Below are 23,585 nucleotides of genomic sequence, written 5' to 3'. Positions count from 1 at the left end.
TATTTTTAAATTAATTATGATGTATGAGTGAGAATAAGTTTTTGTTGATACGGCGCTAAAATCATTTGCTTTAATTTGTCACCTAACAGCAACTGCCCTGATATTTGCTCACCATTTATAAATTGACCCGATAGCTTATTTAAACTTTCGCTTAACCAGTGATCATTTGCAAATAGTGATATTGCGCCCAATTTTTCTTGCTCTGTATTATCATACAATGAAAAAGGTAAATTTTGATGATGAACTTCTTTACGGAGCAATTTGCGACAGTTATCCACCTTATATACTTCAAGCGCGTCAATTAAGTTCAATAAAGAGTAAATAATATTAAAATAAGCATTATATTGCATACTTGAAGCACCAATTCTGTGCTCGATACGAGCAGTTTTTTGCCAATTTTGTCGCTTAACTAGTACTTCATTTTTGTGATTATAAAGTACCGGCTCTTCGCCCATCGCTTGATTATGTTTACCCACTTCTTTATACAAGGCAATACTGCCTTGGTGTCCGCCTGAAATATCAACGGGTGAACATAACTCAGCCGCTAAACCGTATTTAGTTTTTAATGCTAGTCGCTCAAAAGCTTCTTCTTCAGGTAAATAAATCAAACAACAATTTAAACTAGTATCAAGAAAGCATTGCTGTAAATATTCACCAAAGCCGCGTTCAATAATAATGTTTTTACCTTCACTATCAAGCGCACTAATATTCATTTGAACAGCATTAGGGATATGCACTGCCCGTGTTTCTGTGGTGAAAATATCACCACTACCACTGGCTAACTTGCCTTTATCACCAGACCAAACAACCGGTTTGATTAATGTTTTACTTATGCCTTGTTCGGCAAAAAAACGAGGTAAAAGGTGTAACGCTTGGCTTAAATTATTAGCCTCTTTTAACGGCGACTGGCCATTAAATAAAGAAACATACTCCCACTGACTATACCAATACTCTGGCACTAATTCTCCGTCAATTCCTGCATGCGCTAACTGACGATTAATTCTTTGATAATCTAGTGAAAATCTTTTTATTTTACTATCGAGCTGATAACAACCTTCTAATTCAAAGTGAATTACAGGAGTAAAGCCAAGCTGTTTTATATAATTCTGTAATAATATAATAACTTGAACGGCGAACGGTGTTGTATTATTCATATGAGATAATGGCTTTCTATTGATATATAACCACATTATTTTTACCGTTATGCTTTGCCTGGTAAAGGGCAGCATCGGCATGTAGGTATAACATTTCACTCGTTGGGCTAAGTTGAGACAAGGTTGCTATACCGATACTTACGGTTAACTGTAAACTTGGCTCGACTTGGAAAACTTGCTGACTTATTTTTTTTAAAAAACGTTCAGCAATTACTTTACATTGCTTTTCGTCGGTACGAGGTAAAATACATAAGAATTCTTCTCCGCCAACACGGCCAATGACATCTCCATTACGAAAGACATCATGACAAAGATCAGCTATTTTTTTAATAACTTTATCACCAACAGGATGACCAAACTTATCATTGACCATTTTAAAGTCATCAATATCAAATAAAATTACCGAAAGTTCAGTTTTTTCGACTAAGACATCGTTCAGGTAGTTCGATAAGTACTCAAAAATATAGCGGCGGTTATATAAATTTGATAATGGGTCTTTAATTGACAGTGCATACATTTTCTTATTATTTTTATACTGAATGGTTATCACGATAATGACAACCACGCCGGCACATAACATAAAAATCAGTAGATAAAGGTTCTGTAATTTTTGTTGATGATAGGAATCATTTTCTAAAGCGGCGACCTTTTTTCGTTGCAGGGTAAGTGCTTGTTCAACATATTTTCGCTCATTTTCCATCGCAGCGCGCGCTGTAGTTAATCGTGTGCTGGAATTTTTGACCAATAACTCATTGTATTTTTGATAATACTGTCGAGATAATTGAAAAGCTTCACTGTCATTATTTCTTGCGTGAGCAAGCTCTGAGCCAAGCTTTATAACTTCTAATTGCCACTTAGTGCCGACTAATTCAGGTAAAGACATGAATATATTTTCAGCTTTAGTCAACGATGCCTGCGCTTGTTCTAACTCACCCAAGATAATAAAACAGTGAACCTGTTGCTTATATAATTCGGCATTATAATCAATCAAGCCATTTAACGTTAGAGCATGATTAATAACATCGATAGCTTTAACACAATCGCCTTTTTCGGCCAGTGTCATACCTAAACCGTACGCTGAAAAAAAAGAAATTTCAGTGTTAGGGGTATAGGCAATTTTTTCTTGATAAAGCTCAAAGTAGCGAATCGCCAAATCATATTTTTGCCAATATCGATAGGTTATAGCAATGCCGTAAATAGCCTCTGAAACATGAGCTGGATAATTTAAACGTTCATAAGTATTTAATGCTTTTTGGTAATATTCTATCGATTTTTCATAATCGTCCATATAGCCATAAATAGCACCGTAGGTTTCATTGATAACAGCAATTAGAAAGTGTTCTTTTAGTGAATAAGCATCTAAGTAAGCTTCTTGCATTTCATTCAATGACAGTTCGAAGAGTTCAGTGATACTTTTTGTAAAAGCAAGCTCTTGTTTAGCAAGGATAAAAAGGTAAGTTAAATTATTTTTTTTTGCTATAGACATAGCCTTTCGAAGAATAAGTACAGAATCTGCATACTGAGCATGGCGACGATAAATTAACCCCTGATAAATATAAAGGTGACTTTGAATTTTTAATGGGGTTTTGTCGTCGATAAGCGCTACGGCTTGTGCGATGGTCTTATTAAAGTCTTCATAAAAATAGAGTAAATTTTCTGCTTGAGCTTTACGTAACAACCACCAAGATTGTTGTAGTTTTGGCATAGTTGAAAAAGATTTTTCTGCGTTTAATAATTGTTGATAAGATTGCAGAGGTTGTTGGCGTATTTCTTCATCCATGTTCAATAAGCGATTTAGCTCATCGGTTTGTTCTACCGCTAATTGGCCACTACTATTTGCCTGTGATTGACTACAGGAAAAAAAAAAGATAATAACAACAACCGAAAAAAACCGATAAAAATCAAATTTCATTACACATCCGTAATTAATGATCTTGTTAATTCATGTAAGTATTTCAACCTTAACATAGACCTTTTTTTAAAACGAGTTAAAGCCATAAAATTGTATCATCAGCGATATATTAACCAATATTAATCCTCGTAAAGCGCTTTAAAAGCCGCCACTTTAAATCCTTGCAGATACTCTTCACCAATCTTTATTACCGGTACGGATCTAAAGTTTGCTCTGCGAAACTCTTTTTGTCCCGCGGCTGTTTTTACATTACATAAACGATAAGCAATGTTGTTTTTATCTAAGTACGCTTTCGCCGTGTCACAATGAGGGCAGTTACTCATACTATATAAGACAATTTTCTTCATGCTAAATTTCCTTGGTTATTTATTCGCTGCATTTCCTTCAACAAGTGAATAAATATTAAATGGGTGTCCATAATACATACTATAATACACAGAATTATTTTACGGCTGTTTGGCTAGTTTACAGGAACTTATCTTGAAAAACGCTGACACTTGCGGAAAATTAAATTAAATTATCTGCTAGGTAATCGTCAGTAAACTAAAATAACGCCGCTTAATTGAAAAGACACACAGCTACTTTAAGATATCTTGTAACCATTAATCCAAATAACTATCACTTAGTGTTAGAAGCGGATAAATATTTCGGTTATTATTAAAATAACAGGCAAAATGTTAACAAATAAAAAGAGTCATCATCATGCAAGATAGCCCAGTAAATATCACTTCCACTATAGTAAAAACTTTTGTTTGGAGTAGAAACATTCGTTTATTTCATTGGTTGAATGTCTTGTCAGTACTTTTGCTTATTGTTATTGGTAGCGTTATTTATTTTGGTAAAGATCTAGGTATCTCAACAGAAGGTAAAATACTGCTTAAAACAATACATGTATGTGTGGGTTATGTTTTTGCTGCAAATTTAATTTTTAGAATTATTCTTGGTTTTATTGGTAAAGGATATGAACGTTGGGGACAAACACTGCCTTTTAATAAAGTCTTTAAACAAGAACTAGCCGATTTCAAAAAAGATAAAAATAAGACATTTAAAGGTCATAGTCCACTGGGGAAACTTATGGTTGGCGCTTTAATGTTAAGTCTTTCTATTCAAATGATTTCAGGTTTAGTGATTGCGGGTACTGACATTTATTATCCTCCTTTTGGGCAATACTTTGCTAGCAGCATAGCTCAAGATAAAAGCCAAGTAGCCTTGATTAAGCCCTACAGTAAAGAAAATGTTGATGCAGATGCTTATAAAGAAATGCGCAATGTAAGAAAGCCTTTTATAACTGCTCACGTTTATAGCTTTTACTTTTTGTTGCTGTTGATCCCACTACATATTTTAGCCGTATTTTTTGCTGAACGACGTGAAAAACATTCTATTGTTTCTTCAATGATCCACGGCTTTAAATATTTACCTAAAGACAAGTAAAACCACTTTTATCCTACCGCTGTGATAATGACCTACTCACCACATAGTGAATGAGTGGGTCGCCTCCTAACTAAACCTAGTTACGGATGAAACAATTTGACTATAACTGAGAATGAGCACTGTATAAAAAACCAGTTAATGTGCTAAGCTTATTCTAATGGTCAGTATTGAACCCTTGGAAATTCTATTGAAACTATATATTGCCGAAAAGCCAAGTTTAGGACGTGCCATTGCGGCAGCTTTACCCAACCCCCATAAAAGTCAACAAGGCTATATAGCGCTCGGCAATGATGTAACAATCAATCACCATAAGTTTGACACTATATTTTTATTATATAATTCAATAAACAAGGTCATATTATCACGATATAAGCTTGGCGCAGTTACCAAGCTAAAAACGTTGAAAAAAAGCCTCACTATTATTGACAAATACATACAAAAAAAGAGCTTGTTCTTGACTCTGTTTGACAATCACAACCCTCTGTTAGACCAGGCTTAATATTTATGAAATTATTTATTGCAGAAAAACCTAGCTTAGCAAGAGCAATTGTAGACGTACTACCTAAACCTCATAAAAAAAATGATGGTTATATAGAAGCAGGTAATGGCGATGTCGTTACCTGGTGCATAGGACATTTATTAGAACAAGCTCCACCTGAAGATTACGATATTAAATATAAAAAATGGGTAGTTGAACATTTACCCATAATTCCTGAGCAATGGAAGTTAAAACCAAAACCAAAAACTCGAAAACAACTGACCGTTATAAAAAGGCTAATAAAACAAGCTGATACCATCGTAAATTCTGGTGATGTGGATCGTGAAGGTCAAATATTAGTTGATGAAGCGATTAGCTTTAGCGGAGCATCTAAATCCAAAATAGATAATGCTTTGAGGTGTCTAATAACCGATATGAATTTTAATGCGGTTAAAAAAGCGGTAGATAACTTAAAACCTAATAAAAATTATATCCCTCTTGCTGTTTCAGCATTATCAAGAGCTAGAGCTGATTGGCTTTATGGCTTAAATATGACTCGTCTTTGTACTTTACAAGGGCAGAAATCAGGCTATCAAGGCGTATTATCAATTGGTCGGGTACAGACTCCGATATTAGGTTTAGTGGTAAACCGAGATATTGAAATAGAAAATTTCATCTCAAAGCCTTTTTATGAAGTACTTGCTCATATCACGACAAAAAACGGTGAAAAGTATCAGGGTAAGTGGAAGCCAAGTAAGGCTTGTGAGCCTTTCATGGATGAAGAGAAACGCATATTATCAAAAAAGCTAGCTGAAAATGTAGTCAATCGTATTAATGACAAACCGGCAAAAATTGAAAAGATTACACAGGATAAAAAACAGCAAGTAGCACCATTACCTTTCAGTTTATCTGGCTTACAAATATCAGCCGCTAAAGCTTTTGGTATGAGTGCAAAGCAAGTATTAGATATCTGTCAGCAACTTTATGAAAAGCACAAATTAATAACTTACCCTAGATCTGATTGCCAATACTTACCGACCGAACACCTCAATGATGTACCTGCCGTAACCAACGCTATGAGTAACGTATCTGAGAAATTAGCCGATATGTTAAAAAATGCAGATTTAAAGATAAGAAGTAGAGCTTGGAACAATAAAAAAGTCAGTGCTCATCATGCTATTATACCCACAGCTAAAAACACCCCAACTGGCGCACTATCAAATGATGAAGCTAAAATTTATGAAATAATATCTCGGCAGTATATTGCACAATTTTATCCAAATTTTGAATATATGGACAAGCAAATAGACACTATTATTGATGGTGGTTTATTTATCAGTAAGCAAAAAGATATCATTAAAAATGGCTGGAAAGATTTATTTCCTAGCTCTAATAAAAGTAAAGATAATTCCGAATTTTCTGCGATTAAGTTACCCAATGTTATAGCGGGTGATTGCGTGCATTGTTTGCATGGCGAGCTTGTAGAAAAAAATACTAGCCCACCTAAATACTTTACTGATGCAACGATATTAGGTGCCCTTACCGGCATAGCTCGTTATGTGACGAATGCTGAAATAAAAAAGTTACTAAGAGATACTGATGGACTAGGTACGGAGGCAACACGTGCTGGTATTATAGAACTCCTGTTTAAGCGTCAATTTTTAGTGAGAAAAGGAAAGGATATAAGAGCAACAGAGATTGGGAAAAAACTCATTACCTCTTTACCCGTTCAAATCTCCCAGCCTGACATGACAGCACTATGGGAGTCACAGCTAGAATCAATAAGTAATAAAACACTCAACTACCAATTCTTTATTAAAGGAGTTGAAAAAAACTTACAACAACTCATCCTTGAAGTTAAAGATATTGCATTTACTGATTTGCCCCAATCCAATACCCCAAGAAGATTTACTAAAAAAAGAAATAGAAAGCGAGCAACATAAAAATCATCTATTAAAGCTAATTGTCTAGAGTAGGCTCGTTAGTTTATTAAGCATCTGTATTTAATTTTAACCCTATCTTGCTATGACTATATCAATAATATCATTACTGACTAAAGCAATGAAATGAAGTGCGAATATTAATTTGACACTCATGGAGAGCTGATAAAATGAGCAATGAGTCGTCGTGGAAACTGTTGCGATAATAGCCCAATGAAAGGGTTTTTAGTCGTTTAAAAAACAATGAATACCAACAACGGGTTATCGCTCATTTTTTGAAGCTGAAAACTCAGTAGTTAACTATATTATTGGATATTACAGCAAAGTTAGGCCTCACCGTTATAATGAAAGATCATACTGGGGAAATTTTAATACTACAAAAACAGTAAAAGGGTTAGTCAAATATTTATTAAAAAATAGAGACTTGCACAATAAATACCCATAATGCAAACTAGAGTTAATAGTTAATAATAATAGTCTTAGTACTTTCTCAAGCTCCGTAAGTAAGTACAAATCAAAGACAAACAAGCTCAAATTATAGGGATCGTAAATGAAAGAGTTTAATAAAAACCTAGTTACGGTGGCCGTTACAATGGCCTTTACAATAGTCTGTCATAGTTCTGCATTCGCAAATAATGTCATCGCCAGCAAAATGATCAACAAACATGCAAAACAGACTCTCTCTTCGGTCACAAAAAACGGAGCTAGTAATAAGGTAGTCGATGCATTAGACCAATCAACAAATAACTTGGTCAACAATAAAATTCCAATAGGTCGTTCACTCACCGACGTGATAATGCTCACACCAGGTACCGTAAAAGGCGACACCGCGTTTGGAAATTTACCCGCTATTAATGGCGCCTCTGTTGCTGAAAATGTGTTTTATGTCAATGGCCTTAATATCACCAATGTTAGAAATAATACCGGTTTTTCGACTGTACCTTTTGATATGTTCGAGTCTGTCGAGGTTATAACCGATGGTTATTCCGCTCAATACGGCCGTTATCACGGTGGCATGATCAATGCTCAAACAAAATCGGGGAGTAACGAGTTTAAGGCGGGTATAAACCTGAATTATGAACCTGATTTTCTTCGAGAGTCGTCCCCATCAGTTACGTTAGCGGATGGCTCATATTTTATTGACAATCGGGCCAGTGAATACTCAAATATCGACACTAATCTTTGGGCGTCGGGGGCATTGATTGAAGATCAGCTATTTTTCTATGTTTTATTCAACCCTAGAAAAGTGGAGTATAGTAATTTTGCGAGCGATCCTATTAATCCGGGGCCGAATAATAAAGCCCGATATCAAGTCACGGAAGAAGATCCGTATTGGGGAATGAAGCTCGACGGCTATATTACCGATAACAATCTACTCGAATTCACGCTGTTTTCCGATAGCAGTAATAACGCCACCCAAATCGTCAGCCCCCATGGCGACACGATAGAGTCGCGCAATGGGGTTGACTACACGGGAGGCACACATTGGACGCTAAAATATACCTCGATTATCACCGATGATTTAGCGTTAAGCGTGCAGTATGGTGTCCATGAAGCTGAACGTACCAGTAAAAATGAACTGGATGACAACCCTGTGGTGTATTACCTTTATGAAAGTGCTGGAGAGTTTGTTAAACAGGGCCAATTTCTTAATTTTCTAATTGATGAAGGAGACGATGAACGCCAGACTATTCGTGTTGATATTAATTGGACGCTCGGTAGTCACGAGTTAAGTTTTGGACTCGACGCCGAGAAATTAACAGCAAACCAGCGTACCATCAACTCGGGTGGCGCTTATTACTTACTTTACGTCGACGATTATACCGATCCCGACAACCCCCAATTCAGGCAGGTTCGTCACCGCCAATATGAATCGGGCGGTAGCTATGAGTCGGAAAATATCGCCTACTACCTTGAAGACAAATGGCAAGCCACCGACCTGTTAACAGTAAACTTTGGCTTGCGCAGCGACTCCTTCAATAATGCTGATGGGGTCGGAGAAAACTTCTCAACCATGGATAACCATTGGGCGCCACGTTTGGGCCTAACTTATGACTTATCAGCAGATGGCCGAACGCGACTTTGGCTAAATGCCGGTCGCTTTTACTCACCTATTCCAATGAATGCAAACTTGCGACTCGGAGGGAGTGAAACCTACAGGCAAGATTATTATGCCTTTGATGGCTTCGCCGATCCGATTTTACAAATCCCCGATATTAGCGGCACTCCAATCTATTACTTTGACCATTATAATAATGGGTCTCCTCCTGAAAACTACGACATTGCCGATAAAGATTTAAAACCAATGACGTCTGACAACGTTAATATTGGTTTTCAAATGCCCGTCACGGACAACTGGCTGCTAACTATTGAAGGTACTTACCGTAATTTAGCTATGGCGGTTGAAGATATAAACGTAGACGCGAGCTTTAATCGTTATCTTGAGCGAGAATTTAATGCCAGTTGTACACGGTGCTCAGGTTCTAGTTACTATGTATTGGCAAACCCAGGACAAGATGTGACCATCAAGGCGAACCCAGACTATGACGGGCCACTCCAATATCAAGAATATACGATTCCAGCCGCCGACTTAGGCCACGCAAAGCCCGAGCGCACATATACGGCGATGAGTTTTTCAGTTGAACATGCATGGGACGGTCTGTGGATGTTAAATGCCACGTATACTTGGTCGAAGTCAAAAGGTAATTATGAAGGCTTAGTTCGCTCAGACAACCGCCAAGACAACACTCGCATCAATACTGGAATAACGCTACAATATGACCTGCCGGGTCTAATGGATGGCTCCTACGGTGATTTACCCAACGACCGCCGTCATCAAGTCAAAATATACGGGGCGTATCAAATCACTGAACAAATAAGCTTAGCGGCTAATTTCAGTTATCAAACGGGCCGTCCAGTCAACGCATTTGGTTATCACCCAACGGATGAAAGTGCACAAGCCTATGACGCTGAATCGTTTTACGCCCAAGGACAATTAGTACCCCGCGGCTCAGAAGGTCGGACCGACAGTGTGATGACCCTTGATGTGTCTGCTAGCTATCAGTTTGACTTAGACGACTCTACTGTTAATTTACGTGTCGAAGTATTCAACCTGTTAAATTCAGCCAGTGTTACCCAAGTGGATGAAATGTGGGACGATGAAGATAATACCATAGCGGTAACTTCGCCATTAAAGAGCGCGAGTTACGGTTTACCAACTAGTTGGCAAACACCAAGAACAGTACGTTTATCGGTGAATTACGAGTTTTAGCAGAGTCAAAGGACAAGTATGCCAACTGCACGGTTAAAGGTCAGGCTTGGAACAACAGTCTTTTGAGCAATTACCCAAAGTGCCTTTTAAGCGAAAATAAAAAAGAAAGACGCGCTTTAAAAAGGCAGGGTAATATTTTACTGGTGATTGAACACGTTCAAATTAATAGTGATACTAACGCTTATGCAAAAATATCACTATGTGGTTGGCTCGACTCAGTAATTGAAAAAGGATGTCACGAGGTGCCATCCAAAAATTTTAAAGAAGAGATTAGTTAAGGATACCTGTTAATATTAATACCGCTATAACAGCTAGACATAACAACAGAGTCCGCTTTGCCAACCTCACTAATAAACAAGGTTCCGCAGTACAGTCATCAGGGTCAACCATAAAGTCTTCAGACTTTTGCGCAACGCTAATCAATATTTGGTTGGGCTGTTTGTTGATATCAAATAAATTTTCTAACCATACCGGCATGGCTTTTGAGAAGTGTCCTACCAGCATATAACCAAAAGCAACCATGCGTACTGGCAACCAGTCGACCCAAAAGAGCATATTTTTCAATAACTGAGATTCATTTTTTTCCATAGAATCTGTTGTTTTAGCCTCATTATTTACTTTAACATCGGCTTCATCAACCTCAGCGTTAGCTTTTTCTTGCTTGTCTGAACATTCTTCTGCAAGCACTTCAGGACATTCATTCATGGTCACTAGTAGACGATAAAATAATGCACCAGCGGGTCCAAAGACAACGAATAAAATCATAATGGCAATAAAATATCGGTAATTTAACCATACCAATAATTGACCAAAACTCATTGGTGCGCTGCAAGTATCTTGTTGCAGTTGGCTATGATGCAATTCGCATGTTGTCGGTTCGCCTCGAAAAGCCGACAATAAATAAGCTTTGTAGCTCTGCCGCGTTTTCGTACAACCAAAACAAACAATCAAAATCAAGGTTGAAAAGATTAAATAGAGTAAGCCATCATCAACAAGCTCGAGCAATAAGTCACAAACAACAACGGGGATGGCAATAAAGATAAGCTGTGAGACAATTGACGGTTTGGCTAAATGCATTAATTTAGTGCGTTTAAATAGATCAACATAAGCATGAAAATAGGTTTGAAATTGCCACGCTGTCGTCGACAAGTAACGCTCTGCCGCCAAGGCAATAAGTAAGCTAATAAGACTCATATAGTTTTCCTAATTTATTATCCACTTGTAAAATGAGTATATCGCCGTGGCCATTCAAACACTCTGATATCTGCATTTTCATTGGTAACGAGTATATACCCTTTGCTATTGAATTAACTAGACTTTAAACAATCATGAAAATGTTGCCAATTAAAAGCATCACCCGGATCTGTCTTTCTCCCTGGTGCAATATCACTATGCCCGGCTATATTACTTTTAATGTCGGGATAACATTGTTGCAATGCTTCGGTTAATTGCGCCAAAGTATGATATTGCGCCGCTTCATAAGGAATATCATCAGTGCCTTCAAGCTCAATACCAATAGAAAAATCATTACATTTATCAAGTCCCTGATAAGAGGATACACCAGCATGCCAAGCTTTATCATCGAATGAAACGTATTGAATAATATGCCCTACTCTGGTTATCAGACAATGAGCAGAAACTTTTAGCTGAGCAATTTCTTCAAAATAGCAATGTGCTTTGCTATCTAACTTTCCTAAGAAAAAATCAGTAATATAGCTACCACCAAACTGATTTGGCGGTAATGAGATATTATGTACAACCAATAAATGAACCGTATCATTTTTATCTCGCACACTAAAATGTGGTGATTTTTGTTGTTCTTCATTAACAAGCCAGCCACTGATAATAGGCATATTATTATTTTGCTTGGTGGGCAATTTATTTTTTAAGTCTTTCGTCATACAATAGCGTTAATATTTAATTTCAAGATTTGTGAACAGAGTATGACTGAATTTGATTCGACAAACAAAATGGGAAAAATATTTATTTGGTTAGCGTGGTTAATTGCGTTGGCATTAATGGTGTTTTTTTTTCAAGATGTACTTGATAAGCAATGGGATCCTAACAAAGATCCACAGATGAGTTTAAATACACAGGGTAAAGCGGAAGTAACATTACAACAAAACCGCCAAGGTCATTATGTAGTACATGGTGAAATAAATGAGATGCCCGTGGTTTTTTTACTCGACACTGGAGCAACACAAGTGTCGATTCCCGCTCATATAGCAGAGCAATTGCAGCTCAAGGGAAACAGACCGTCACTCGTTAATACGGCCAATGGCACTACCACTGTTTATCAAACTGAATTACAACAGCTCAGTATTGGTAATATTTATTTGTATGATGTTAGCGCCCACATCAATCCCAGCATGCAGTCTAATGAAATTCTATTGGGCATGAGTGCATTAAAAAGGGTAGAATTCAGCCAGATAGGTAAGAAACTTATTTTACGCGAGCAATGATCTACCTGCTGTGATTTACTGGCGATAAACGCCCCACTAAAAACTCACTTAATTATTTACCAACAAGAGAATAAAATTCAATGCTTTCTGTGCAACTACAACACGATATTAAAAAAACAGTAACTTGGGCATTATGTGAAGATTTAGGTGTTGATAACGCCGACGCATTAAAAAATAGCCAAGATATTACAGCTGAGTTAATTCCACTGGAAAATATAGCGGTTGCTAATATCATTACCCGTGAAGATTGTATTATTTGTGGTGTGGCTTGGGTTAACGAAGTTTTTGCCCAGCTCGATGTGATACATAAGACAAAAACGGATATTACTTGGTTTGTTAACGACGGCGAAAGTGTCAAAGCCAATAGCACTTTATTTGAATTATCTGGAAACGCACGTGTTCTTCTTACTGGCGAACGGTGTGCTTTAAATTTTTTACAATCCCTTTCCGGAACCGCAACATTAACCAGTCGCTATGTTAAAGAATTATCGGCGAGTAACACTAAGTTACTTGATACCCGAAAAACAGTGCCTGGCTTACGTAGCGCGCAAAAATATGCGGTAACATGTGGCGGCGGTGTTAATCATCGTATTGGTTTATTTGATGCTTTTTTAATTAAAGAAAATCATATTGCCGCCTGTGGTGGTATCGAGAAGTCGATTCAAACGGCTCGAAAAAACCATCCAAATAAAACGGTTGAAGTTGAAGTTGAAAATATCGAAGAACTCACTCAAGCATTAAAGGCTGGCAGCGATATTATTATGCTTGATAACTTTAGTCATGAAATGATTGAGCAAGCGGTTATAGCAACCGCTGAAATTTCACAAGGTAAAACCAAATTAGAAGTTTCTGGCAATATGACCATAGAATCACTAAAAAGCTATGCAAAAGCAGGTGTCGATTTTATTTCAGTGGGCGCATTAACTAAAAACATCAATGCTATTGACCTTTCTATGCGCTTTGTTTAACATTTTAGCGTGTCACAATTAGTTAAAAAGATGTTACTTATCGATGTTTTTTTAACTAATATCAAAAAAATGATAAAAAAAGTGTCACAAAATTTTACATTTCCTGATTTTTGTCGCAATATAAATTCAGCCCCCGTAATCATGTATGGATATACCTATTATGAACAATGTTAAATCTTTAAGAAATAAATCTTTAAATAAAGCAAAGGGTTTTACCCTTATTGAATTAATGATCGTTGTTGCGATCATCGGTATTTTAGCGGCAGTTGCACTACCTGCGTATCAACAATATACAGCTAAAGCAAAATATACTGAAATTGTATTAGCTAGCTCTGGACACAAATCAGCCATTGAAGTTTGTGCCGCAGTAGAAAGCACATTGTTAATAGGAACTTGTGGACCTAGCTTAAACGGCATTCCTGCAAACTCAGGCGCATCAGGTATAGTAACTTCCGTTACTGTTACTGCCGGAACTGTTGATGCGAGCAATACAGTTATTACTGTAGTACCTGTTGAAGCTGGTGGTATTGCAGCGACCGATACTTATGTATTAACAGGTACACTTGCTAATGGTAAGGTAACCTGGGCAGATAACTGCTCTACATTTTGTTAATATAATTATTATTAAAAAGCTCCTCTGGAGCTTTTTTTTTACCTAAATTTTATCAACACTTCTTTTTACTCAACTTAAAACGGGTTAACATATAATTATAGTTAACATTTTCCTTACGACTAAAAGGTTTACATGAAAGGACATCACGGACAATCAAGTGTGTTAGCTACACTTTTAAAACATGACATTGTCGCCGAGAATATGGTCGAATCGATCAGTGCTGACTTTCTTAAACAAACAAAACCTTTCGTACGATTTCTTATTGAAGATAAAAATTTAAACGCGGATAGTATCGCGACAATACTCTCTCGTAGTTTTGGCTTTCCGTTAATTGACCTTAATGCTTTCGATAGTACGATGATTCCTGATGGTATTCGCAACGAAAAATTGATCCGTAAACATAATGCACTGCCCTTATTTTTACGTGGCAAAGTGTTATTTGTCGCGATGTCTGACCCAACCAATTTAGATGCGTTAGAAGATATTCAATTTAACACCGGGTTTCCTACCGAATTAGTGTTAACCAATGATAAAAACTTACAAGTCTTTATTGATAAAATTCTCGAAGAAGAAAGTGATGCTTTAGATATTACCGATATTGATGCTGCTGAACTTGCCGGTATTGACGTTCAAGAGGAGCGCCAAGAAGATGATAGCGCTACTGGTGATAAAGAAGATGCACCGATTGTTGTTTATATCAATAAGATATTACTCGATGCTATTCGCAAAGGCGCCTCAGATTTACACTTTGAACCTTACGAAAAATCTTACCGTATACGTTTTCGTGTTGATGGCATTTTAACTGAGATGGCAAAGCCGCCCGTATCACTTGCCTCTCGTATGGCGGCACGTTTAAAAGTCATGTCAAAACTCGATATCGCTGAACGGCGAGTCCCCCAAGATGGACGAATTAAATTAGCCTTGTCCAAGAAAAAATCAATTGATTTTCGTGTTTCAACGTTACCGACGATGTGGGGCGAAAAAGTGGTAATGCGTATTCTTGACTCGTCAAGTGCGATGTTAGGTATTGAAATGCTCGGCTATGAGCCGGCGCAAAAGCAAATTTACATGGACGCTTTAGCGCAACCACAAGGAATGATATTAGTCACGGGACCGACCGGTTCAGGTAAAACAGTGTCTCTTTACACCGGGTTAAATATTCTTAACACCGAAGAACGTAATATATCAACAGCAGAAGATCCGGTAGAAATAAATTTAGATGGCGTTAATCAAGTACAAATTAATGTGCGTGCCGGCTTAACCTTTCCTAATGCGCTGCGCTCTTTTCTTCGTCAAGATCCCGATATTGTTATGGTAGGGGAAATTCGTGATCTTGAAACTGCTGAAATAGCGATTAAAGCCGCGCAAACGGGTCACTTAGTGTTGTCCACATTGCACACAAACTCAGCCTCAGAAACCCTGACTCGATTATTAAACATGGGCGTTCCTTCATATAACGTTGCCAGTTCGGTCAGTATTATTATTGCTCAGCGTTTAGCAAGACGCTTATGTAATCGCTGTAAAGTTGAAGATGTTATACCTAGACCTGAACTAGAAAAACAAGGTTTTACCCCTGAACAACTTAGCGAAATAAAATTATTTAAACCCGTAGGTTGCGATCAATGTACGGGGGGCTATAAAGGTCGAGTTGGTGTTTATGAAGTGATAAAAATCAGTGAAAAAATGTCTTCTATTATTATGGAAGGCGGTAATTCTATGGATATCGCTCAGCAGTGTCAAAAAGAAGGTTACAATAACTTACGCCAATCGGGTTTAGAAAAAGCCCATCAAGGAGTAACAAGTTTGGCGGAAATAAACCGTGTAACGTCTGCATAAAATAAACCGCTCACTTTTTATTTTTAGTGATATTGACTAGTATTAATAATGATTAATATTTTAACTTTACAGGTAAACACTATATGGCAACTTCAGGGGCTAAAAAAAGAAAATTACCGCAAGCTAAAGCTCTTGATACGTTTGTTTGGCAAGGGGTAAACCGTAAGGGTAAAAAAGTTAATGGTGAGCTACCCGCGACCAGCATGCTAGAACTAAAAGCTCAGCTACGCAAACAAGGCATTACCCCGGGGAAAGTAAAAAAGAAAGCCAAATCTATTTTTGGTAATGCCAATGACAAAAAAATAATACCTGCAGATATTGCCATTGTTACACGGCAAATTGCGACCATGCTTGGCGCTGGTGTCCCCTTGGTACAAACCGTTGAAATGATTGGTAAAGGTCATAGCAATGGCAATATGCAAAGATTGTTAGGTGATATCAGTAATAAACTGCAATCGGGTATTCCTTTATCTGGATGTTTACGCGACCATCCTAAATACTTTGATGACTTATATTGTGATTTAGTCAGTTCTGGCGAGCAATCGGGCGCACTTGAGACCATTTATGATCGTATTGCGACTTACAAAGAAAAAGCCGAAGCATTAAAGTCTAAAATTAAAAAAGCGATGACTTATCCTATTTCTGTATTAGTGATAGCATTTATTGTTACCTCAATATTGTTAATTTTTGTCGTGCCGGTATTTCAAGAAATTTTTGCCAGCTTTGGCGCTGAGCTACCTGCGTTTACTTTATTTGTTATTGCCCTATCGGAATTTATGCAAGCTTATTGGTATATAGGGTTAGCGGGGCTATTTATTGCCAGTTTCTTTTTTAAAAAAGCTCATCTTAACAGCCAAAGCTTTAGAGACCGAGTTGATAGAATAATATTAAAGATTCCGGTTATTGGTGCCTTACTCGAAAAGGCAGCAGTTGCCCGCTACGCGAGAACTTTATCTACCACCTTTGCCGCCGGTGTCCCCTTACCTGACGCATTAGAGTCGGCTGCGGGTGCGTCTGGTAATGCGGTTTTTCGTATTGCAATTCTTGAAATTCGCGCCGAAGTGTCATCGGGTATGCAAATGAATTTAGCAATGCGTAACTGTAATATCTTTCCTGATATGGTTATACAAATGGTTGCGATTGGTGAAGAATCAGGCGCTGTAGATGATATGCTTGCCAAAGTTGCCACTATATATGAGCAACAAGTTGATGACGCGGTAGACTCACTGACCAGTTTATTAGAGCCGATGATAATGGCGGTACTCGGTGTAGTGATTGGCGGGTTAATTATCGCTATGTACTTACCTATTTTCGAAATAGGTAAAATTGTTTAGTGTCTCACGCTAATATTTTTATCACCTAGTTTTAACAATAGTTAATTAATTAATAAATAATAAAAGGTTTTATCTTGTCTGATTTTATTCATCTGTTAGAAAGTAACTCGCTGTTTTTTTATGGCTTTGTTTTTGTTTTCTCGTTAATGATAGGTAGCTTTTTAAACGTAGTTATTTATCGTTTTCCAAAAATGTTAGAACAAGGTTGGTATCAAGAGTGTCGAGAATTTCTTGCCGATGAGCTCAAGCCATCATCGACAAAGCAAGTAGAGCCCCTTACTTTATCAACGCCCGATTCTACCTGTCCACATTGCCAACATAGCATACGTTTTTATGAAAACATTCCTGTGGTTAGCTGGTTAGTGTTGAAAGGAAAATGTAGCCAATGTAAAAATAAAATCTCTACGCGTTATCCATTAGTTGAATTAAGTACCGCTTTATTGAGTTTAGTTATTGCTCAACATTTTGGTGTCACTGTTATCACTTGTTACGCCTTAATATTGACGTGGGGCCTAATTGCCTTAACGATGATCGACTTTGATCATATGCTGCTCCCCGACCAAATTGTTCTGCCATTAATGTGGTTAGGCTTAATCGTAAATCTATCAAATGGAATTGTGCCTTTAGAAGATGCTGTTATCGGCGCTATTGCCGGCTACACCAGCCTTTTTACGGTTTTTTGGCTGTTCAAATTAGCGACGGGCAAAGAAGGCATGGGCTTTGGTGATTTTAAGCTGTTTGCACTCTTTGGTGCTTGGCTAGGTTGGCAATTATTACCCTTACTTATTTTAATGGCATCAGTAGTCGGTGCCATTATCGGCATTAGTTTAATGCTTTTTAAAAATCATCAAAAAGATCAGGCGATTCCTTTTGGCCCTTACCTTGCGATCGCAGGTTGGATCACATTTTTATGGGGTGAAAATATATGGTCTTGGTATTTAGTCCAAGTGCTTTAGCCGAATGAAAATGACTATAGCAAAAAAGATCGTTATTGGTTTAACCGGCGGTATTGGTTGTGGCAAAACAACCGTTGCTAATTTTTTTGCCGACTTAGGCATCGATATTATTGATGCCGACATCGCAGCAAGAAAAGTTGTCGCACCTAACAGCGGCGCATTACTGCAAATATCTCAGCATTTTGGCAAGACGTTTATTATGCCAGACGGCACCCTTAATCGGGCCTTATTACGCAGTCAAATATTCAGTAATGAATCAGATAAACAATGGCTTAATAACTTACTTCACCCGTTAATAAGACAAACCATGCTCGAAGAGATCCAGCAAAGTCAGTCACCCTATTGCTTGCTTGTCGCACCTTTACTTATCGAGAACAACTTACAGAGTTTAGTTGCACGCATTTTAGTAATTGATATCAGTGAATCAGCACAAGTTAAGCGTGCGGTATTGCGTGATCCTAGTTCATCAGATGAAATAAAGCGTATTATTGCCAGTCAAGTATCAAGGGAAGATCGCTTAAAACATGCCGATGATATTATTGATAACTCCGGTTCTGACTTGAGCCTAATAAAAGCGAGTGTCATTAAGCTAGACCAAAAATATCGAAATTTAGCAACGAGTTAGTAAAATTGTACAAATTTTACTATTTTTAGCAAAAAAATTCGCCATTTCTGTTGGGTGTCGTTAGTATGGAAAGCTAAACACTCAGCTTTATTGATGACATTAGGTTAATGACTAAAATTTTATATGAACATCCGCTTAACGAACGGATCCGTAACTACCTTAAACTTGAACATTTATTTGCTCAGGCACAAGATTGTCTGCAGCGTAAAATTTCAGTCAGCCATCAAGTTTTCTTTAACGCCTTATTTGCCATTATTGATACCTTAGAACGAAATGATGTTCGCGGTGACTTAATTAAAGATCTTGAAAAACTAGAACAAAATTTAGTGATATGGTCACAAGCGCCTGAAATAGATGACAGTATCTTAGCTGAAAATCTACAACAAACTGTCGAGCTTATTTGTCAATTAAAACCGAATACTCCTGTGTGGGCACAACTCAAACACGACAAGTTTCTGGCGACCTTAAAACAACGCTTTGCCATGCAGGGTGGCAGCTCAAGTTTCGATTTACCACAATTACAGTTTTGGTTACATCAAGACAGTGAGATTCTTGCTAAAGATGTCCAAGGCTGGCTTGCCCTACTTGAACAAGTTAAAAGCGCTTTAGATATGATATTAAAGTTTATTCGCCAACGGGCTGAATTCAAACAGATAGATACCGAGAGTGGTTTTTACCAAGATAATGGTGAAGGTATTTTATTACTTCGTATTAAAGTTGACCAAAAATCACCTTATTACCCAACGGTAAGTGGCAATCGTCTGCGTTATTCTATTCGCTTTATGTCTCTTTGTGATGAAACCGGACGTAAGTATTCAAATAAGGCCACTTCATTTCAATTAGCTCGCTGTTAGCATTCGCTTAATTAATTTCACAAATACCCTTTATCCATTCAATATGCAGGTTTCATCTTGGAGTAGGAAGGGTATAATCCTACCACTAAGTATTTAATTACAAGCACCAACTATGACCTTAAAAGTATCTTGTCCAACATGTCAAAAAGAAGTTATTTGGCAACCAGAGAGTCAGTTTCGCCCTTTTTGCTGCAAACGTTGCCAGTTAATTGATATTGGTGAATGGGCTGATGAAGGACATAAAATCAGCCAGCCATTACAAGGTGATATTCAGTTAACCGAAGAGATGCTTGACGCACTTGAAGGTGAGTTTTTACAAAGTAATAAGTTTTTTGTTGAACCAGAATAGTATTATTTGTTCATCAGCAGTTTTTCAACAATCGCAACATTAGCGGCGGGAAAGTCACATTGGCTTAATTGCGCTAATGTGAACCAAGCTGATTGCTGCCCTTCTTGGGCAATAGGTTCATGTTGGAAGTTATCAACCACATAAACGTCTAATAGCACCTTTTTATCGCCATAATCATGGCTAACTTTAATGAGTGGGTAGCAAGAGAGAACATCTATTGCTACTTCTTCTTGAAGCTCTCTGTGCAAAGCCTGAGCAACTGTTTCATCTTTTTCCACCTTACCACCAGGAAACTCCCATTTCCCGCCCTGATGAGCATTAGCGAGGCGCTTGGTAAGAAAGTACTGCTCTTCTCGCATGATAACACCGACAGCTACATGTACTACTTTTTGCATAACTCTTTCCTAAAGCTTTAAATTAATCAATGATTTCGTTGTTAACGTAAAAGACGAACCTAGCTTAAACAACAAAGCGTCTAATCATACCCTACGCATAATTTTACATAACCATGCATTGTCATGTCTGTGAAAACGACATTGTTCGAATGAATTTAGCTAAAGACGATTCGTCTGTAACAAAAATTATAACTGAACACTGCAACAATAATCGTCATTAGCATTGCGCATATAAAAAACGCCAGTCAATAACTGGCGTTTTTTTCAAACATATTAATAAATAACGATTAGGTTAATTTACCATGACATTGCTTATATTTCTTACCTGAACCACATGGACAAGCTTCGTTACGACCTACTCGTTGTATTTCTGGCTTTGTCTCTGTACTACTAGCAGATTCGTGGGTATATTCTTTTGGAATATCTTCAGCTTTACGATGTTGTTCTTCAACGGCTTCAACATCAGACTCAGCGCGAATTTTTACTTTGCTAAGAATACTGATAACATCATATTTCAGGGTCTCAAGTAATTCACCAAATAACTCAAAAGATTCACGCTTAAACTCTTGCTTAGGATTTTTCTGAGCATAGCCACGTAAATGTATACCTTGACGTAGATGATCCATCGCCGCTAAATGTTCTTTCCAATGAGAATCTAAGCTTTGTAACATAACCGCTTTTTCAAATTGACGAATAACATCGGCACCAGCTTGCTCTTCTTTCTCGGTATAGTTAGCTTCAACTTCTGCTAGTAGTTTTTCGCGTAAAGTTTCTTCATGCAATTTAGTATCTTCTTCAAGCCACTTTGCAATAGGGAACTCTAAAGATAGTTCGCCCTTAAAGCGCTCTTCTAAACCAGAGATATCCCACATTTCTTCCATAGATTGCTGAGGAATATGCTGATTTATAATACCAGTTACTACATCTGTACGAATATTTTTAATAACATCAGCAATATCAGCTTCGTCCATTAACTCGTTACGTTGTTCATAAATAACTTGGCGTTGATCATTAGAAACATCATCGAACTCAAGAAGTTGTTTACGAATATCGAAGTTACGACCTTCAACTTTACGCTGAGCATTTTCGATGCTGCGAGTGACCCATGGATGTTCAATGGCTTCGCCGTGCTCCATGCCTAACTTGCGCATCATGTTTGAAATACGTTCTGAAGCAAAAATTCGCATCAGTGCATCTTCCATCGATAAGTAGAAGCGAGTTGAACCTGCATCACCTTGACGTCCTGAACGGCCACGTAATTGATTATCAATACGACGAGACTCATGGCGCTCAGTGGCAACTATGTGTAAGCCACCTAATTCTAAGACTTTATTGTGCTGTATTATCCATTCTTCTTTCGCTTTAGCGATGCTTTCTTTGCTTTGGTCTTTTAATTTAGCAACAATCGCATCAAAGTTTCCGCCTAATACGATATCGGTACCACGACCTGCCATGTTGGTTGCGATAGTTACTGCGCCAACTTTACCCGCATCAGCAACAATTTCAGCTTCTTGCTGGTGAAACTTAGCATTCAATACTTTATGCTTAATTTTTGCTTTCTTTAAGAAGTCAGATAAAAACTCAGAGGTTTCTATACTGATCGTACCAACAAGCACAGGTTGTCCGCGTTCAACACAATCTTTAATATCTTCTAAAATCGCTTCAAACTTTTCATCAGCGGTTAAATAGATTAGATCAGCAAGATCTTTACGGATCATAGGTTGATTGGTTGGAATAACTACGGTTTCTAAACCATAAATATGATTAAACTCAAATGCTTCTGTGTCAGCAGTACCTGTCATTCCTGATAATTTTTCGTAGATACGGAAAAAATTCTGGAACGTTATCGAAGCTAAGGTTTGATTTTCGTTTTGAATATTCACCCCTTCTTTTGCTTCAACGGCTTGATGTAACCCTTCTGACCAACGACGGCCTTCCATCGTACGACCGGTATGTTCATCAACAATAACGATTTCGTCATCTTTAACAATATAATCGACATCTTTTTGGAAAAGCTTATGGGCACGTAATGCCGCCATAACATGATGCAACAAGGTAATATTGGTTGCTGAAAACAAAGAATCGCCGTCTTGAATGAGACCTTTCTCATTCATGATTTCTTCAATTCTTATTTGGCCATGCTCTGTTAGATAGATTTGCTTAGACTTTTCATCAATGGTGAAATCACCTTCAACAAAATCTTTAGATTGACCGGTATCTTTATCTTTGTCTTCTTCGTTTTGTAGTACCAACGTCGGCACAACAAGGTTAATTTGACGATAAAGTTCAGAGCTATCTTCGGCTTGACCCGAAATAATCAAGGGAGTTCTAGCTTCATCGATTAAAATTGAATCGACTTCATCAATAACAGCAAAATTCAATGGCTTTTGCGTACGTTCTTCTGGCGAAAAGGCCATATTGTCACGTAAGTAATCAAAACCAAATTCGTTGTTAGTACCATAGGTAATATCTGAATTATAAGCCGCTTGCTTCTCAGCTGATGCTAATCCGGCAATATTACAACCTACCGTCATATCTAGAAAATCAAATAATGGTCGACACCAGTCAGCATCACGTGTTGCTAGGTAATCATTCACCGTTATAACGTGAACACCCTTACCTGTTAATGCGTTGAGGTAAGAAGGAAGTGTCGCGGTTAACGTTTTACCTTCACCAGTTCGCATCTCTGCAATTTTACCATCGTTTAAGACCATGCCGCCGATCATTTGTACATCAAAGTGGCGCATACCAAAGACACGTTTACTGGCTTCACGTACAACAGCAAATGCTTCTGGTAGGATACTTGATAGAGATTCTTCTTTGGCTAAACGCTCTTTAAATTCTGCGGTTTTTGCTTTTAGTTCTTCGTCAGAAAGAGCTTCCATAACGGGCTCTAAGGCGTTTATTTTTAAAACTTCTTTATTCATTTGTTTAATTAATCGATCATTACGACTACCAAACATTTTCGTCATTAACTTTACAAACATCTTGTTAAACCATATTGATA

19 protein-coding genes and 2 pseudogenes are annotated in these 23,585 nt (G+C 37.6%); 14 read left to right on the top strand and 7 right to left on the bottom strand.

The features are described 5' to 3' along the window. Positions 1-14: 14 nt before the first annotated feature. The 3 genes from H4J69_RS05795 to H4J69_RS05785 form a co-directional block, all read right to left on the bottom strand. The gene (locus H4J69_RS05795; protein WP_182244232.1) at positions 15-1,154 is read right to left on the bottom strand and encodes a hypothetical protein; all 1,140 of its coding nucleotides are present in this window, start codon (positions 1,152-1,154) and stop codon (positions 15-17) included. Between the two features lie 16 nt (positions 1,155-1,170). Further along, on the bottom strand, positions 1,171-3,066 hold the full coding sequence (locus tag H4J69_RS05790; RefSeq protein WP_182213346.1) for a tetratricopeptide repeat-containing diguanylate cyclase: 1,896 nt from the start codon (positions 3,064-3,066) through the stop codon (positions 1,171-1,173). 119 nt (positions 3,067-3,185) lie between these two features. Next, the gene (locus tag H4J69_RS05785; protein WP_070374757.1) at positions 3,186-3,413 is read right to left on the bottom strand and encodes a glutaredoxin family protein; all 228 of its coding nucleotides are present in this window, start codon (positions 3,411-3,413) and stop codon (positions 3,186-3,188) included. A 355-nt stretch (positions 3,414-3,768) separates the two neighbouring features. Between H4J69_RS05785 and H4J69_RS05780 the strand changes: the two genes are divergently transcribed. The 5 genes and pseudogenes from H4J69_RS05780 (at position 3,769) to H4J69_RS05765 (ending at position 10,186) form a co-directional block, all read left to right on the top strand. Continuing rightward, positions 3,769-4,497, top strand: coding sequence for a cytochrome b/b6 domain-containing protein (locus tag H4J69_RS05780; protein ID WP_182244233.1), 729 nt, complete (start codon positions 3,769-3,771; stop codon positions 4,495-4,497). Between the two features lie 187 nt (positions 4,498-4,684). After that, positions 4,685-4,786, top strand: a pseudogene (locus H4J69_RS20445) (DNA topoisomerase III); the annotation flags it as partial. A gap of 215 nt (positions 4,787-5,001) precedes the next feature. Then, entirely contained in the window at positions 5,002-6,918 is a 1,917-nt protein-coding gene (locus H4J69_RS05770) for a DNA topoisomerase III (RefSeq protein ID WP_182244235.1), read from the top strand. A gap of 171 nt (positions 6,919-7,089) precedes the next feature. Further along, positions 7,090-7,360: pseudogene (locus tag H4J69_RS20440) on the top strand (hypothetical protein); the annotation flags it as partial. A gap of 105 nt (positions 7,361-7,465) precedes the next feature. Further along, positions 7,466-10,186 (top strand): TonB-dependent siderophore receptor, encoded by a 2,721-nt coding sequence (locus H4J69_RS05765; protein WP_182244236.1) that lies wholly within the window; start codon positions 7,466-7,468, stop codon positions 10,184-10,186. Between the two features lie 270 nt (positions 10,187-10,456). On the opposite strand, the gene ampE is transcribed toward H4J69_RS05765, so the two are convergent. Together ampE and ampD are read right to left on the bottom strand one after the other, a co-directional pair. Next, positions 10,457-11,380 carry a beta-lactamase regulator AmpE gene (ampE, locus tag H4J69_RS05760; RefSeq protein WP_182241729.1) on the bottom strand — a complete coding sequence of 308 codons (924 nt, stop codon included), beginning with the start codon at positions 11,378-11,380 and terminating at the stop codon, positions 10,457-10,459. 113 nt (positions 11,381-11,493) lie between these two features. Further along, entirely contained in the window at positions 11,494-12,087 is a 594-nt protein-coding gene (gene ampD / locus H4J69_RS05755; RefSeq protein ID WP_259367717.1) for a 1,6-anhydro-N-acetylmuramyl-L-alanine amidase AmpD, read from the bottom strand. Positions 12,088-12,129: 42 nt separating this feature from the next. Between ampD and H4J69_RS05750 the strand changes: the two genes are divergently transcribed. From H4J69_RS05750 to yacG, 9 genes are all read left to right on the top strand, one after another. After that, positions 12,130-12,648 (top strand): TIGR02281 family clan AA aspartic protease, encoded by a 519-nt coding sequence (locus tag H4J69_RS05750; protein WP_182221124.1) that lies wholly within the window; start codon positions 12,130-12,132, stop codon positions 12,646-12,648. An 89-nt stretch (positions 12,649-12,737) separates the two neighbouring features. Continuing rightward, positions 12,738-13,616 (top strand): carboxylating nicotinate-nucleotide diphosphorylase, encoded by an 879-nt coding sequence (gene nadC / locus H4J69_RS05745; RefSeq protein ID WP_404842390.1) that lies wholly within the window; start codon positions 12,738-12,740, stop codon positions 13,614-13,616. Positions 13,617-13,776: 160 nt separating this feature from the next. Then, complete coding sequence (locus tag H4J69_RS05740; RefSeq protein ID WP_182244237.1) at positions 13,777-14,229, top strand: prepilin-type N-terminal cleavage/methylation domain-containing protein; 453 nt, start codon at positions 13,777-13,779, stop codon at positions 14,227-14,229. 132 nt (positions 14,230-14,361) lie between these two features. Then, entirely contained in the window at positions 14,362-16,065 is a 1,704-nt protein-coding gene (gene pilB / locus H4J69_RS05735; RefSeq protein WP_182244238.1) for a type IV-A pilus assembly ATPase PilB, read from the top strand. A gap of 83 nt (positions 16,066-16,148) precedes the next feature. Further along, the gene (locus H4J69_RS05730) at positions 16,149-17,399 is read left to right on the top strand and encodes a type II secretion system F family protein (protein WP_182244239.1); all 1,251 of its coding nucleotides are present in this window, start codon (positions 16,149-16,151) and stop codon (positions 17,397-17,399) included. A 74-nt stretch (positions 17,400-17,473) separates the two neighbouring features. Further along, positions 17,474-18,355, top strand: coding sequence for an A24 family peptidase (locus H4J69_RS05725; RefSeq protein ID WP_259367716.1), 882 nt, complete (start codon positions 17,474-17,476; stop codon positions 18,353-18,355). Between the two features lie 10 nt (positions 18,356-18,365). Then, the gene (gene coaE, locus H4J69_RS05720) at positions 18,366-18,980 is read left to right on the top strand and encodes a dephospho-CoA kinase (RefSeq protein ID WP_182244240.1); all 615 of its coding nucleotides are present in this window, start codon (positions 18,366-18,368) and stop codon (positions 18,978-18,980) included. 107 nt (positions 18,981-19,087) lie between these two features. Next, the gene (gene zapD, locus H4J69_RS05715; RefSeq protein ID WP_182213328.1) at positions 19,088-19,834 is read left to right on the top strand and encodes a cell division protein ZapD; all 747 of its coding nucleotides are present in this window, start codon (positions 19,088-19,090) and stop codon (positions 19,832-19,834) included. A 112-nt stretch (positions 19,835-19,946) separates the two neighbouring features. Next, positions 19,947-20,183: a DNA gyrase inhibitor YacG gene (gene yacG, locus H4J69_RS05710; protein WP_070374766.1), complete on the top strand. Its 237-nt coding sequence runs from the start codon at positions 19,947-19,949 to the stop codon at positions 20,181-20,183. 2 nt (positions 20,184-20,185) lie between these two features. On the opposite strand, the gene mutT is transcribed toward yacG, so the two are convergent. After that, entirely contained in the window at positions 20,186-20,578 is a 393-nt protein-coding gene (mutT, locus tag H4J69_RS05705) for an 8-oxo-dGTP diphosphatase MutT (protein ID WP_182213326.1), read from the bottom strand. 287 nt (positions 20,579-20,865) lie between these two features. Further along, positions 20,866-23,565 (bottom strand): preprotein translocase subunit SecA, encoded by a 2,700-nt coding sequence (gene secA, locus H4J69_RS05700; RefSeq protein WP_182202586.1) that lies wholly within the window; start codon positions 23,563-23,565, stop codon positions 20,866-20,868. Positions 23,566-23,585 lie beyond the last annotated feature (20 nt).

Origin of the sequence: Colwellia sp. BRX10-9 (assembly GCF_014077405.1) — a bacterium.
Lineage (GTDB): Bacteria > Pseudomonadota > Gammaproteobacteria > Enterobacterales > Alteromonadaceae > Colwellia_A.
This window is presented reverse-complemented; position numbering and strand designations above follow the sequence as displayed.